This is a genomic window from Rhizorhabdus sp. GW822-FHT03C02 (assembly GCF_058801765.1).
This window is the reverse complement of sequence record NZ_JBXANN010000011.1, coordinates 92,945-106,118: the sequence shown is the minus strand read 5'-3', so window position 1 is coordinate 106,118 and position 13,174 is coordinate 92,945. Positions and strand designations below refer to the sequence as shown.

The following is a 13,174-nucleotide window of genomic DNA, read 5'->3' as shown; positions in this document are numbered from 1 at the left end:
ATGTCCGGATCCCTCGCGGTCATCATTCCCGCGCGCTATCAGTCGACCCGCTATCCCGCCAAGCCGCTTGCGCTGCTTCGCGGTGCGGGCGGCGAAGCCCGGCCGCTGATCCAGCGCAGCTGGGAATGCGCCGTCACGGTCGCCGATCCCGACAATGTCTGGGTCGCGACCGACGACGACCGCATCGCCACCGTGGTCCGCGGTTTCGGCGGCCAGGTCGTGATGACCTCGCCCGACTGCGCCAATGGCACCGAGCGCTGCGCCGACGCGATCACCCGGCTGGGGATCCGCCCCGATGCCGTCGTCAACCTGCAGGGCGATGCGCCGCTGACCCCCGGCTTCGTGGTGACGCAGCTCGTCGAAGCACTGCGCGCCGCCCCCGGCATCATGATGATGACCCCGGCGATACGCTGTGCGAACAGCACCTATCGCCACCTGGTCCAGGACCAGGCCGAAGGCCGTGTCGGCGGAACCACCGTCGTCTTCAACCGCGACCGGCGCGCCCTATATTTCTCGAAGCGCGTGGTCCCGCATCTGCCGCCCGCGGCGGCCGATGCGGCATTCCCTCCGGTTCACCTGCATCTCGGGGTCTATGCCTACCGGCCCGAAGCCCTCGACCGCTATATGGCGCTCGAAACGTCGGAACTCGAACAGCTCGAGGGCCTCGAGCAGCTTCGCTTCCTCGATGGCGGCGTGCCGGTCGGGGTGGTCCCGTTCGATCCGATCGGCTGGGACGCGATCGAACTCAACAATCCGACCGATGTCGCACCGATCGAGGCCGTATTGCGCGCGCGCGGGATCGCCTGAAGCTGATCCCATGGCCTTTTCCTTCCTTCGACCGCTTCTCGCGCCCTGGTGGCTCGCCCAGCTGCCGACCGGCGCCAAATCCTTCCTCGACAACCCGCTGATCGGATCGCCGCGGCTGAACCGATATGGCCTGCACCGCTGGCGGGTCCGGACAGCCTATCGGATGACGGCCAGACGGCGCGCGACGATCGCGCCGAGGGTCGACCCGGCCCTGCGTACCGCCTTCGATCGCGACGGCTATGTCGAGATTCGCGACTTCCTGCCGCCCGACATCTTCGCACGACTGCGTGACGAGGTTTTCGCCTTTCGCGGCCCCGCCCGCGAGATGGTGCAGGGCGACACGATCACCAGGCGATATGCGGTCGATCCCGGTGCGATCGGCACGATCCCGTCGGTCCGGCATTTCATCGACGATCCGCGCTGGCAGGGCATCGCGCGCTATGTCTCGAGCTTCGACGTCGAACCGCTGCTCTACATCCAGTCGATCCTGACCCATCGCCACGATGCGCCGCCGGACCCGCAGGTCGATCTTCACGCCGACACCTTCCACCCGACGATGAAGGCCTGGCTGTTCCTCGACGACGTCGCCGCGGACGAGGGCCCGCTCACTTATGTCGCGGGATCGCACCGGCTGACCCCCGAGCGCCTTGCCTGGGAGACGCGGCGCAGCATCGACGTGCTCGATCAGGGCGATTTTCTGTCCGCGCGCGGTTCCTTCCGCATCGAAAGGCAGGAGTTGCCGACGCTCGGCCTGCCGCAACCGACCCCCTTCGCGGTGCCGGCCAATACGCTGGTCGTCGCCGACACCTTCGGTTTCCATGCCCGCGGCCTCGCCAGATCGCGCAGCACCCGCATCGAACTATGGGCCTATAACCGGCGCAATCCCTTCCTGCCGTTCACCGGCCTCGATCCCTGGAGCCTGCCGGGCATCGCCGAACGCCGCATCCCGCTGCTCTGGCTGACCCACGACGTCTATCGCCGGCTGATCGGCCAGCCCTGGGCCAAAGCGGGGATGAAGCGCCCGGGCGACGATTAGCTTTTTCTATTCCCCTCGGCACCGCCGCGCTCTAGGCGGCTGCCAGGATTTGAACAGGAGTTCCCATGGCCACCCCCACGATCGACGTCCTCGGCATCGGCAACGCGATCGTCGATGTGATCGCGCATTCGGACGACGCCTTTCTCGATTCGCATGGCATGCCCAAGGGCAGCATGTCGCTGATCGACGAAGAGCGCGCCGAGGCGATCTATGCGGCGATGGGCGCCGGCATCCAGGCGTCGGGCGGATCGGCCGGCAACACGATCGCCGGGCTCGCATCGCTGGGCGGCAAAGGCGCCTATATCGGTAAGGTCAAGGACGATGTCCTGGGCGGCGTGTACCGGCACGACATGCGCGGCCTTGGCGCGACCTTCGACACGCCGGCGGCGACCGACGGTCCGTCGACCGCGCGCTGCCTGATCCTGGTGACCTCGGACGCGCAGCGCACGATGAACACCTATCTCGGCGCCTGCGTGAACCTGACCCCCGACGATATCGACGAGACGCTGGTCGCGTCGGCGGCGATCACCTATCTCGAAGGCTATCTGTTCGATCCGCCGCTCGCCAAGGAGGCGTTCCGCAAGGCCTCGAAGGTCGCGCGCGCATCCGGCCGCAAGGTCGCGCTGTCGCTGTCGGACAGCTTCTGCGTCGATCGCTATCGCACCGAATTCCGCGACCTGATCGCCGACCATATCGATATCGTCTTCGCCAATGACGACGAGATCAAGTCGCTCTACGAAACCGACGACCTCGCGGCCGCCGCCGATCTGGCGGCCAAGGTCGCGCCGCTGGTCTTCATCACGCTGGGCGCCGAAGGATCGCTGATCGTCGCCGGCGAAGAGCGGATCCGCGTCCCCGTCGGCAAGGTGACCCAGGTCGTCGACACCACCGGCGCCGGCGATCTCTACGCCGCCGGGGTGCTGTTCGGGCTCACCCGCGACATGGCGCTCGCCGAATGCGCGCGCATCGGCCATGTCGCCGCCTCGGAGGTCATCTCGCATTTCGGCGCCCGTCCCGAGACGCCGCTGATCGAACTTATCTGATCGTTTCCGCGAGCTGCTTGCGGTACCGCGCCGCAAGCACCGCGCAGACGAACAGCTGGAGCTGGTGGAAGATCATCAGCGGCAGGATCAGCACGCCGACCTGCGCCGCAGGGAACAGCGCGCCCGCCATCGGCACCCCCGATACCAGACTCTTCTTCGATCCGCAGAACAGCAGGACGATGGCATCCTCGCGCGGCAATCCGGTGCGCTTGCCCAGCACGATATTGGCGATCATCACCACCGCCAGCAGCGCCGCCGACAGCAGCAGGATCGTCGCGAGATCGATCGCGTCGACCTTGTGCCAGATGCCTTCGACCACCGCCGCGCTGAACGCGGTATAGACGACCAGCAGGATCGATCCGCGATCGACCGGCAGCAGGATCTTCTTGTGGCTGTCGATCCAGCCGCCGATCAACGGACGCGCCAGATGCCCGACCGCGAACGGCAGCAGCAACTGCACCATGATGCCCTTGATCGCGTCGATCGAAATGCCGCCCGCGACCCCCGATACATGCATCAGCAGCCCGACCAGAACCGGGGTCACGACGATGCCGAGCAGGTTGGAGAGCGAGGCGCTGCACACCGCCGCGGGCACATTGCCGCCCGCCATCGCGGTGAAGGCGATCGACGACTGTACCGTCGACGGCAGCAGCGACAGATAGAGCAGGCCGCTCAATATCTCGGGCGCCGCCAGCCCGACGGCCCCCTTGCTGATCGCCAGGCCGAGCAGCGGAAACACGATGAACGATGAGGCGAGCACCATCAGGTGCAGGCGCCAGTTGCCGGCGCCGGCGAGGATCGCGGCGCGCGACAGTTTCGCGCCATGCAGGAAGAACAGCAGCATGATCGCGGCGTCGGTCAGCAGGCCGAACCAGCCGACCGCCGCGCCGCGCGCGGGCAGCAGCGAGGCGAGCGTCACCGTCGCGATCAGCATCAGCAGGAACGGATCGATGCCCTTCAGGGCGCGCAGGATAGGATTCATCCTGCGGTCATTCCGGAGCGGCCCGCTGGCGTCAAGCGCGACGCACCCTATAGGGGTTCAGAAATCAGGTGCATCCGAAAATGGACCCACTATCGTTTGCGCAAAGGGGCGCGCGCTTATGCTCGAATTGATCCGTGAGTTCATCGGCACCAGCTATGCCCCCCATGGCTATTGCCTGCTGTGGCAGCCGTGGCTGATCTGGACCCATGCCGTGTCCGACGCGCTGATCGCGCTGGCGTATTTCTCGATCCCGATGGCGTTGATCGTGTTCGTGCGCAAGCGCCGCGATATCGCCTTCGGCGGCATATTCTGGCTCTTCGCGCTGTTCATCACCGCCTGTGGAACGACCCATGTCCTGGCGATCTGGAATCTCTGGCACGGCGACTATGCCGCCGAGGCATTGATCAAGGCGGTCACCGCGGTCGCATCGGTGTTCACCGCGATCCTGCTCTGGCCGTTGCTGCCGAGAGCGATCGCACTGCCGTCCCCGGCACGGCTGCGCGAGGCCAACGAGGCATTGAGCGCGCGCATCGCCGAACGCGACGCCGCGCTGGCGGCATTGCGCGCCGAAATCGCCGAGCGCGAAAAGACCGAAGCCAAGCTCCTCCAGGCACAGAAGATGGAAGCCGTCGGCCAGCTGACCGGCGGCATCGCCCACGACTTCAACAATCTTCTCCAGGTCGTCAACGGCAGCCTCGAGATCATCGTCCGGCGGGTGGCCGACGACGACAAGCTCGCCCGGCTCGCGAGCAGCGCGATCGGCGCGATCGAGCGCGGCAAGCGGCTGACCGGCCAGTTGCTGGCCTTTTCGCGCCTCCAGCGGCTCGAACTCCGGCCGATCGACGTCCGCCCGGTCGTCACCGAACTCGAGGAGTTGCTGGGACGGACGATCGGGCCGACGATCGCGATCAGGACCGATTTCGGCGACAGCAGCGGCCGGGTCGTCGGCGACCAGGTCCAGATCGAGCATGCGGTCCTCAACCTCTGCCTGAACGCCCGCGAGGCGATGCCCGATGGCGGCAGCCTGACGATCACGGTCTCCGACCGGCGGCTGTCGGGACGCGACGACGTGCCCGATGGTGATTATCTGGCGATCAGCGTGCGCGACACCGGGATCGGCATGTCGCGCGAGACGAAGGCGCGGGCGTTCGAACCCTTCTTCACCACCCGCCCGGTCGGCCAAGGCTCCGGCCTCGGCCTGTCGATGGTGTTCGGCATGACCCGGCAGAGCGGCGGCACCGTCGAGATCGAATCGGCGCTCGGCAAAGGCACGACCGTCACCATCTATCTGCCCGCCGCCGACGCCAGCGAGCCGATCGTCGAGCGCGGCCAGCCGATCATGGCCGAACATGTCGATCGGCTTTCGGGGCTTTCGGTGCTCGTCGTCGACGATGAGGAAGCCGTCCGCGAGGTGGTCGGATCGCTGCTCGAGGATTTCGGCTGTTCGGTCGAACTCGCCCAGGATGGACGCACCGCGCTGATGATGGTCGAAGCCCGCCAGCCCGATGCGATGGTGATCGATTTCGCGATGCCGGGCATGAACGGCGCCGAGGTTGCCCGCGAAACGCTCGAACGCTGGCCCGACATCCGCGTCATCTTCGCGACCGGCTTCGCGAAATCGGAGGCGATCGACGCGGTGATGGGCGACGATGCGATCGTGCTGCGCAAGCCCTTCGGCCCGGGTGACCTGGCCGAGGCCCTCGCCCGCGTCCTTGCCTGACGGCAGGAGCGCGACAGTTTAGTTTTCGATCGGCCAGGGCCCCTTGCCGCCTTCGGCGATGAAGCGGTCGGTGCGGGCGGTGATCACCGGCAAAGGTACCGATCCGAGCGACAGGATCATGTCGTGGAAGGCGCGGATGTCGAATTTGCTCCCCAGCGCCTTCTCGGCCCGGGCGCGCTCCTGCAGAATCGTGCGCTCGCCCAGATAATAGGACAATGCCTGGCCGGGCCAGCCGATATAGCGGTCGACCTCGGTCTCGATCTCATGCTCGGACAGCGCGCTGTTGTCCTTGAGGAAGGCGATCGCCTGCTCGCGCGTCCAGCCCTTGGAATGGATACCTGTATCGATCACCAGCCGTGCCGCGCGCCACATCTGGTAGCTGAGCATGCCGAACCGGTCATAAGGCGTCTGGTACATGCCCATTTCGACGCCGAGCTTCTCGCAATAGAGCGCCCAGCCTTCGCCATAGGCCGAGATATAATAATGGCGCCGATAGTCGGGCCGATCGTCGTTCTCCGCCGCGAGCGATCCCTGCCAGCTATGGCCGGGTGCCGATTCGTGCAGGGTCAGCGCGGTGAGCTGGAAGAAGGGCCGCGAAGGCAGGTCATAGGTGTTGAGCAGATAGGTATCGCGGCCGCCGCGGCCGGCGGTGTAAAAAGGGGCGATATCGGGCGGCACCTCGACGATGCCGAAGCGCCCGCGCGGCATCCGTCCGAACCAGCGCGCCGCCTTGCCGTCGAACTGTTTCGAAATCCACGCCGCGCGCTCGAGCAGCGCCGCCGGCGTCTTCGGATAAAATTGCGGATCGGTGCGCAGGAAATGGAGGAAGGCCGGGAAATCGCCGGCGAACTTCACCTCCTTCATCACCTCGTCCATCTGCGCGCGGATCGACTTGACCTCGTCGAGGCCGATCTGGTGGATCTGGTCGGGGGTCAGGTTGAGCGTGGTGAACTCGCGGATCTTCGCCTGATAATAGGCCTTGCCGTCGGGCAGGCTCTCGGCGGCGAGCGGCTTGCGCATGCCCGGGATATAGTCCTTGCGCATGAAGGCGAGCAGTTTCGCGTAGGTCGGGATCACCTGGGCGTTGATCACCTGCAACGCCGCGGCACGGAGTTCGGCCTGGCGCGCCGGCGCGATCGACGCCGGCATCGCCTTGAACGGCTCGTACCACACGGTGTCCTCGGCCGATTTCGCCTCGGCGATCGCCGCGATCGACTTGTCGCGCCCCACCATGGTCACCGCCGGCGGGGTGAAGCCGCGCTTGAGCCCCGCCTTCATGTTCGCGGTCTGCTGGTCGAAATAGACCGGGATATCGCGCATCATCGACAGTAGGTTCACATAATCCTGTTCCTTCTTGAGCGGATCGCGCGCGACGAACGAGATATCCGACCAGAAGGCGCTGTCCGAATTCAGCGGCTTCTCATAGTCGCGAAAATGCTGCTGATCGACGAACGCCTCGATCTGGGTGCGATAGACCGCATAATCCTCCTGTTTGCCGGGCGAGAGGTCGGCCGGACCGATCGCGTTGAGATCGCGAAGCACGCCTTCCCAATAGGCGGTGCGGGCCGCCTGATTCTTCAGGCTCTCGTCGGACAGATGCGCCGGCACGCCGCCCTTTTCATATTCGGCGCTCTGAAAGCTTTCCCGGCGCCACGCATATTCGCGCGCGGCGAGCGCATCGAACCGCTGATCGGCGGCGGTCGGCGCGGCGAACAGCGGGGTCGCGCCCAGCATCAGCGCCACGCCCAAGCCCAACCCCAAACCGTGCCGCATCTTGTGCCTCCCTGTCCTTCACCACCACAGTAAGGCGTGGAAATCGCTTGTCGAGCCGACCGAAAGCGCTTGAGCATCGCGATGCCTTCGGGCCTAACTGCCATCCAGATGCGTCGCCCTGTCGTCCTGCTCCTTTTCCTGCTTGCCGCATGCCAGCGCGATCACCGCTTGCCGAGGCCGGCCGACACCGTCGTGCGGCTTCAGGACGACGAACTGAAAAATCTCGATCCCCAGAAAGCGTCGGACCTCGCGACGATCCGGATCCATCAGGACCAGTTCGAGGGGCTGACCCGGATGGACGGCTTCGGCCATGCCGAGCCTGGCCTTGCCCGAAACTGGCGCATATCGGGCGATGGGCGCATTTGGCGCTTCGCACTGCGACCCGGCCTGCGCTTTTCGGACGGGGTCGCGATCACGCCGGGGCTGTTCGGCCGGGTCTTCGCGCGCCTTAACGATCCGGCGACCGCGTCACCCAATGCGGGGTTGTTCCGCAACATCCGCGCGGTCGCCGCGGATGGCGACGATGTCGTGGTCACCCTTGCCGAGCCGATGCCGGCATTGCCCGAACTGCTGGCCCTGCCGTCGATGGCGGCGTTGCCGCTGCATCGAATCGACGCCGCGGGCGAGGCATGGACTGCCGATCGCCCGCTGGTCACATCGGGCCCCTATCGGCTCGTCGAGTGGCGGCTGAACGAACGGCTGCGGATGGACCGCAATCCGCGATGGCACGACGGCAAGGCACCGATCGCCCGGGTCGAATGGCGGCCTGTCACCGACCGGCTGACCGCGCTGCGCAGCTTTGCCGGCGGCGAGGCCGATACCGCCAATGACTTTCCCCAGACACGCTATGACTGGATCGCACGGCGCATGCCCGGCGCGGCGCATGTCGCGCCCTATAATGGCAGCTATTATTTCGTGTTCAACGTCGCCCAGCCGCCCTTCGACGATCCCCGGATACGCCGCGCGCTCAGCATGACGATCGACCGGCGCTGGATCGCCGCGCGACTGATCGGGCTCGGCACACAGCCGGCGTGGGGCGTGCTGCCTGCCGCGGTCATGGGCGATCAGGGCGCCTTGCGCCCCGACTGGGCGGACTGGCCCGCGACCAGACGCCTCGACGCCGCCCGCACCCTGCTGGCCGCCGCCGGCTATGGGCCGAACCACAGGCTGGTCTTCGACATCCGCTTCAACAGCGATCCCGATCATCGGCGGGTGGCGATCGCGATGGCGGCGATGTGGAAGCCGCTGGGGGTCGAGGCGCATCTGCTCAACAGCGAGGCCTCGCTCCATTTCGCCGGGCTGCGCCGCCACGACTTCGCGCTCGCCCGATCGGGCTGGATCGGCGATCTCGCCGCACCCGAAAATTATCTCGCGGTCCATCGGTCGGACGCCGGCACCATCAACTATTCGGGCTATGCCAGCCCCCGCTACGACGCCGCGCTCGATCGGGCGATGGCCACAGCGGATCCCGTCGCGCGCGCGGTGGCGATGCGGGCCGCCGAAGCCATATTGGTCGACGACGCTCCACTCATCCCGATCTACCATTATGTCAGCCGCGCGCTGGTTGCCGACCGGGTCGCGGGATGGCACGACAATCCGGCGAACACCCATCCCAGCCGGACCCTGAGCCTTCGCCCATGATCAACCGCGCGCTCCCTGTGCTGGCGCTGCTGGCCGCCACCGTCGCAGGATGCGACCGCAAGCCGGCCGGCGGCCCGATCGTCGTCAGCGTGATCGGCCCCTCGACCGAACTCGCCGATCCCGGCCGCGATCGGCCCGCACGCCCGGATGCGGCGTTGCTCGGGGCCGTGGCGCAAGGCCTGGTGCGGTTCGACGCGACCGGTCAGATCGCTACCGGCCTCGCCATTCGCTGGGCCGTCTCCGACGACGGACTCTATTATACCTTCCGTCTCGATCGCGATGGGCCTCCGGCAGAAAAAGTCGCCCAGTTGCTGCGTCGGCGCATCGCGCTGGCCGGCGGCGGTGCACTGCGCCCCATCCTCGACGGGGTCGACGAGGTGGTGGCGGTCACGCCGGAGGTGATCGAGGTCCGGCTGGGCGCGCCGCGGCCCGACCTGCTCACCGTCTTCGCACGCCCGGAGCTTGGCCTTCTCGTCGATGCGAAGGGCAGCGGCCCGTTGCGCATCACCCGCAACGCACATGGCATGGTGGTGCTCGAGACCCCACCCGATCCCGGCGCGGGCGAAGTCCCCCGCCATATCGTCGAACTACGCGGCGAACGGGTCGGGTTGGCGATGGCGCGTTTCGCCAAGGGTGCGAGCCGACTGGTTCTTGGCGGGACCTATGCCGACTTCGCCTATGTTCCGGTCGCCGGCCTGGCGCCCCAGGCGCTTCAGATCGATCCGACCCGCGGCCTGTTCGGCTTGATGATCCGTCGTCCAGCTGGGCTGCTCGCCGCGCCGGAAGGGCGACAAGCCCTGTCGATGGTGCTCGATCGCGATGCGATCGGCGCGATCCTCGCCATACCCGGCTGGCACAGCACCCAGGCGATCTTGCCGGACGGCGTAAGCGACGTGCCGACGCCCACCCGACCGCTCTGGGCGCGCGCGCTGGCCAATGTCCGCGGCGGCGCCGGCCAAGGCCTGGCCGGCCGGATCGCCGAAGCACAGCTTTATGTCGCCGGCTGGACGGCCGCCCATGGCAGGACGGCGCCGATGATGAAGCTGTACCTGCCCGAAGGTCCCGGATCGCGCCTGCTGTTTGGTGCGGTCGAGCGGCAATGGCGGTCGATCGGCGTGCGGACCATGAGGGTCGACCGCGCGGCGCTTGCCGATCTCGTGCTGATCGACGAAGTCGCCCCATCCGATCAGGCCGACTGGTTTCTGGCCCATTTTCGCTGCGGCACCGGCGCCCCCTGCTCCGAACAGGCCGACCTGCTGTTCGGCGCCGCCCGCGCGACCCTCGACGGCGCCGAGCGCAGCCGTCTGCTCGCGCAGGCCGAACAGCGGCTCGCCGATATCACACCCTTCCTGCCGATCGGGCAGCCGGTTCGCTGGTCGCTGGTCGCCCCCGGCCTGGAAGGCTTCGCGACCAACCCCCGCGCCGCCCATCCGCTCGCGGCGCTCGTCGGCCAATGACCGCGATGACCCACGGCCTTGATTAACGGCCGATGGGAACCAAGATACCTGCGGAACGCTGATGGCGTGAAGGAATGACGATGACCAGCAAGAGCGCGCCCAAATTCAGCATGGATTTCGACCGCATCGCCCATGGTGCGAAACTCGACCGCGATCCCGCTTCGGTGCGGCGCCGGATCGAGGCGATGGAGAATGTCCTCGAACGGATGTTCGTCGTCCCCGGGCTCAACCGGCCGGTGGGGCTCGACGTGATCCTCGACCTGATCCCGTTCGTCGGCGACGTCATCGCGGCGGCCATGGGCAGCTGGCTGGTCTGGGAAGCGCGCAACCTCGGCATGTCGAAATGGCAGATGGCGCGCATGTTCGGCAATGTCGGGATCGACATGCTGCTCGGCGCGATCCCGGTCGTCGGCATGGTGCCCGACTTCTTCTTCCGGTCGAACAGCCGCAACCTGAAGATCATCCGCCGCCATCTCGATCGGTACCACCCGGCAACCGCAACCCTCGACGGGCAGGTGATCGCCAAGAGATAAGCCGTCAGGCTTTCTTGCGGGCCTCGGCGATGGCTTCCTTGAGCGCCTCGTAGCCGACCGCGCCCTTGAGCATCTGGCCGCCGACGAAGAAGGTCGGCGTCGCCACCCCCTCGCTGTCGAGCGACGAAACCAGCTTCATGTTCGCCTGCAGCTCCTCGGACACCGCCGCGCTCTCGACATCGGATTCGAGCCGCTTGTTGTCGACCCCGAGCGAGCGGAGCACCGACGACACCTTCGCTCCGTCGGGACGACCGGCCGCGAACATCCGGTTGTGGAATTCGATGAACTTGCCCTGCTTCGCCGCGGCGAGGCTGCCCTTGGCCGCAAGCTCGCTGCCCGGCCCCAGGATCGGGATTTCGCGCCAGACCACCTTCAGCTTGGGATCTTCGGCGATCAGCCGGTTGATCTCCGGCAGCGAGGCCCGGCAATAGCCGCAGGCATAGTCCGAGAACATCACCAGGGTGACGTCGCCCTTTTCGGCGCCGGCCCAGGCCGACGCGAACGGGGTTTCGAGCTTGCTCTTGTTGGCCGCATAGGCGTCGGTCGCCTGCTTCTCGCGCATCCGGTTGATCGCCTCGGGGATGATCTCGGGATGGGCGAGGATATAGTCGCGCACCACCGCCTCGATCGCCGCGCGATCCTTGACCGGTACCGGCGCAGGCGATTTTTCGCCCAGCGTCGCCGCTACCGCCAGCGAAGCGAGCAGGCCGACGCCTGCCGCACCGATCAGCGGTGCGTGCTTCTTGATATTCGCCCGATCGATCAACGGCCTCTCCGATTACCCTGCGTCGCGCGGCCCGACACCGCGATATCCTCCGCCCGGATATAGTCGGGTGTGCCGCGAGGGATACCCTGCATCGCCATCTCGGCGCTCGCGACGGCACGGCCATTGTCGCCGATCAGCGCGTAACGTTCGGCGGTCGCCAGCCGTGCACGCGGCTCATCACCCAGTTCGGCGTAAGCGGTGCCCAGCGTATACCAGGCGAACGGATTGTCGCGATCGCGCGACACCGACACCTTGAGCACGTCGCGCGCTTCTTCGAGGTTGGCCCGATCCTCGGTCGCGACGAGCGCATGGCCGAGCAGCGCCGCGATCAGCGGTGTGCTGCGCGACTGCGCGACCGCCAGCCGGAGCGGCGCGATCGCCTCTTTCGGCTTGCCCGATTCGAGTAGGATCTGGCCCTTGAGCTCGAGATAATAGGGGTCGGTCGGATCCTTGGCGACCAGCGCATCGACCTCCTGCACCGCTTTGTCGGGATAGGCACCGCGATGATAGGCATAAGCGCGCGCATAATGGGCAGGCGCACTCTGGTCGGTTTCGGGATATTTGCGGACCGCGGTGGTCGGATCGTCCATGAAGCCGACCAGCTTCGCCTTGATCCGCTGGAACTTGGCGTCGATCGCCGGGTCGGTCTTCACATTGTAGGATGGCGATTTTTCGATGTCGCCCTTCAGCGTCGCCTCGCGATCCCCCGACATCGGGTGGGTCTGCATATAGGGGTCGGTCTGATAATAGGTCGATTCGTAGCGGAATTCTTCCTTCTTGAGCTTCAGGAAGAAGGTCAGCATGCCGCGGCCCGAAATCCCGGCCTTCTGGAGAAAACCGGCGCCCGCCGCATCGGCGCTCGCCTCCTGCGACCGGCTGAACGACAGATATTTGCCGAGCGCGGCCTGCTGGCCCGCCATCATCGCCGCCATGCCGGCTTCGCCCGCGCCGGCGGCCATCGCCGCGGCCGCGACCAGCAGCGACAGGATCGAGATGTTCGACGCGCCCTTCGCATTTTCGCCGGCGAGGCTGACATGGCCGCCGGTGATATGGCCGAGTTCGTGGGCGATCACGCCCTGGACCTCGTTGGCATTGTCGGCGGCCTCGATCAGGCCGCTCTGCAGATAGACGACCTGCCCGCCCGCGACGAAGGCGTTGATCTCCTTATCGCCGAGCAGGACGACGTCGACATTGCCGGGCTGCAGCCCCGCCGCGGCGATGATCGGCGCCGATATTTCCTTGAGAAAGGCCTCGGTCTCGGCATCGCGCAATATATTCTGCGCGGCCAGCGGCTGGGTGGTCAGCGCGACGCCGATGGCGAACGCCAGCGCGATCCGGATGCCGCGCACCCATTTGCGCCAGGAGGCCGGCTTCGTCGATGCGGATGGATAATGGGTCATGCAGCCGAGCCTCGTC

Annotated in this window: 11 protein-coding genes; 7 read left to right on the top strand and 4 right to left on the bottom strand. The window is 66.7% G+C overall.

Annotation, left to right across the window (positions count from 1 at the left end):
* The 3 genes from AC1RM6_RS23125 (at window position 1) to AC1RM6_RS23115 (ending at window position 2,886) form a co-directional block, all read left to right on the top strand.
* A complete protein-coding gene (locus AC1RM6_RS23125) occupies window positions 1-807 on the top strand; it encodes a 3-deoxy-manno-octulosonate cytidylyltransferase (RefSeq protein WP_493105583.1) in 807 nt (268 codons plus the stop codon).
* A 10-nt stretch (window positions 808-817) separates the two neighbouring features.
* Window positions 818-1,843: a phytanoyl-CoA dioxygenase family protein gene (locus AC1RM6_RS23120; RefSeq protein WP_493105581.1), complete on the top strand. Its 1,026-nt coding sequence runs from the start codon at window positions 818-820 to the stop codon at window positions 1,841-1,843.
* 65 nt (window positions 1,844-1,908) lie between these two features.
* Window positions 1,909-2,886: an adenosine kinase gene (locus tag AC1RM6_RS23115; protein ID WP_493105579.1), complete on the top strand. Its 978-nt coding sequence runs from the start codon at window positions 1,909-1,911 to the stop codon at window positions 2,884-2,886.
* Here AC1RM6_RS23115 and AC1RM6_RS23110 read toward each other — a convergent pair.
* Window positions 2,879-3,868, bottom strand: coding sequence for a bile acid:sodium symporter family protein (locus AC1RM6_RS23110; protein WP_493105577.1), 990 nt, complete (start codon window positions 3,866-3,868; stop codon window positions 2,879-2,881). The genes AC1RM6_RS23115 and AC1RM6_RS23110 overlap by 8 nt on opposite strands.
* Window positions 3,869-3,986: 118 nt before the next feature.
* On the opposite strand from AC1RM6_RS23110, the gene AC1RM6_RS23105 reads away from it, so the two are divergent.
* Window positions 3,987-5,588: an ATP-binding protein gene (locus AC1RM6_RS23105; RefSeq protein ID WP_493105575.1), complete on the top strand. Its 1,602-nt coding sequence runs from the start codon at window positions 3,987-3,989 to the stop codon at window positions 5,586-5,588.
* Between the two features lie 18 nt (window positions 5,589-5,606).
* Here the strand turns inward: AC1RM6_RS23105 and AC1RM6_RS23100 are convergent, their stop codons facing one another.
* Window positions 5,607-7,361 carry a DUF885 domain-containing protein gene (locus tag AC1RM6_RS23100; protein WP_493105573.1) on the bottom strand — a complete coding sequence of 585 codons (1,755 nt, stop codon included), beginning with the start codon at window positions 7,359-7,361 and terminating at the stop codon, window positions 5,607-5,609.
* 168 nt (window positions 7,362-7,529) lie between these two features.
* On the opposite strand from AC1RM6_RS23100, the gene AC1RM6_RS23095 reads away from it, so the two are divergent.
* From AC1RM6_RS23095 to AC1RM6_RS23085, 3 genes are all read left to right on the top strand, one after another.
* Complete coding sequence (locus AC1RM6_RS23095) at window positions 7,530-9,002, top strand: peptide ABC transporter substrate-binding protein (protein ID WP_493105571.1); 1,473 nt, start codon at window positions 7,530-7,532, stop codon at window positions 9,000-9,002.
* A complete protein-coding gene (locus AC1RM6_RS23090) occupies window positions 8,999-10,459 on the top strand; it encodes an ABC transporter substrate-binding protein (RefSeq protein ID WP_493105569.1) in 1,461 nt (486 codons plus the stop codon). Before AC1RM6_RS23095 ends, AC1RM6_RS23090 begins: the two co-directional genes overlap by 4 nt.
* Before the next feature lie 110 nt (window positions 10,460-10,569).
* Complete coding sequence (locus AC1RM6_RS23085) at window positions 10,570-10,992, top strand: DUF4112 domain-containing protein (protein WP_493105779.1); 423 nt, start codon at window positions 10,570-10,572, stop codon at window positions 10,990-10,992.
* Window positions 10,993-10,996: 4 nt separating this feature from the next.
* Here the strand turns inward: AC1RM6_RS23085 and AC1RM6_RS23080 are convergent, their stop codons facing one another.
* Together AC1RM6_RS23080 and AC1RM6_RS23075 are read right to left on the bottom strand one after the other, a co-directional pair.
* Window positions 10,997-11,758, bottom strand: coding sequence for a DsbA family protein (locus tag AC1RM6_RS23080; RefSeq protein ID WP_493105567.1), 762 nt, complete (start codon window positions 11,756-11,758; stop codon window positions 10,997-10,999).
* Window positions 11,755-13,158: a M48 family metalloprotease gene (locus tag AC1RM6_RS23075; RefSeq protein WP_493105565.1), complete on the bottom strand. Its 1,404-nt coding sequence runs from the start codon at window positions 13,156-13,158 to the stop codon at window positions 11,755-11,757. The genes AC1RM6_RS23080 and AC1RM6_RS23075 overlap by 4 nt, the downstream gene beginning before the upstream one ends.
* Window positions 13,159-13,174: the final 16 nt, after the last annotated feature.

Coding starts and splice junctions, on each gene's coding strand:
- AC1RM6_RS23125 (WP_493105583.1), top strand. CDS start 1: ATGTCCGGATCCCTCGCGGTCATCATTCCCGCGCGCTATCAGTCGACC.
- AC1RM6_RS23120 (WP_493105581.1), top strand. CDS start 818: ATGGCCTTTTCCTTCCTTCGACCGCTTCTCGCGCCCTGGTGGCTCGCC.
- AC1RM6_RS23115 (WP_493105579.1), top strand. CDS start 1,909: ATGGCCACCCCCACGATCGACGTCCTCGGCATCGGCAACGCGATCGTC.
- AC1RM6_RS23110 (WP_493105577.1), bottom strand. CDS start 3,868: ATGAATCCTATCCTGCGCGCCCTGAAGGGCATCGATCCGTTCCTGCTG.
- AC1RM6_RS23105 (WP_493105575.1), top strand. CDS start 3,987: ATGCTCGAATTGATCCGTGAGTTCATCGGCACCAGCTATGCCCCCCAT.
- AC1RM6_RS23100 (WP_493105573.1), bottom strand. CDS start 7,361: ATGCGGCACGGTTTGGGGTTGGGCTTGGGCGTGGCGCTGATGCTGGGC.
- AC1RM6_RS23090 (WP_493105569.1), top strand. CDS start 8,999: ATGATCAACCGCGCGCTCCCTGTGCTGGCGCTGCTGGCCGCCACCGTC.
- AC1RM6_RS23085 (WP_493105779.1), top strand. CDS start 10,570: ATGGATTTCGACCGCATCGCCCATGGTGCGAAACTCGACCGCGATCCC.
- AC1RM6_RS23075 (WP_493105565.1), bottom strand. CDS start 13,158: ATGACCCATTATCCATCCGCATCGACGAAGCCGGCCTCCTGGCGCAAA.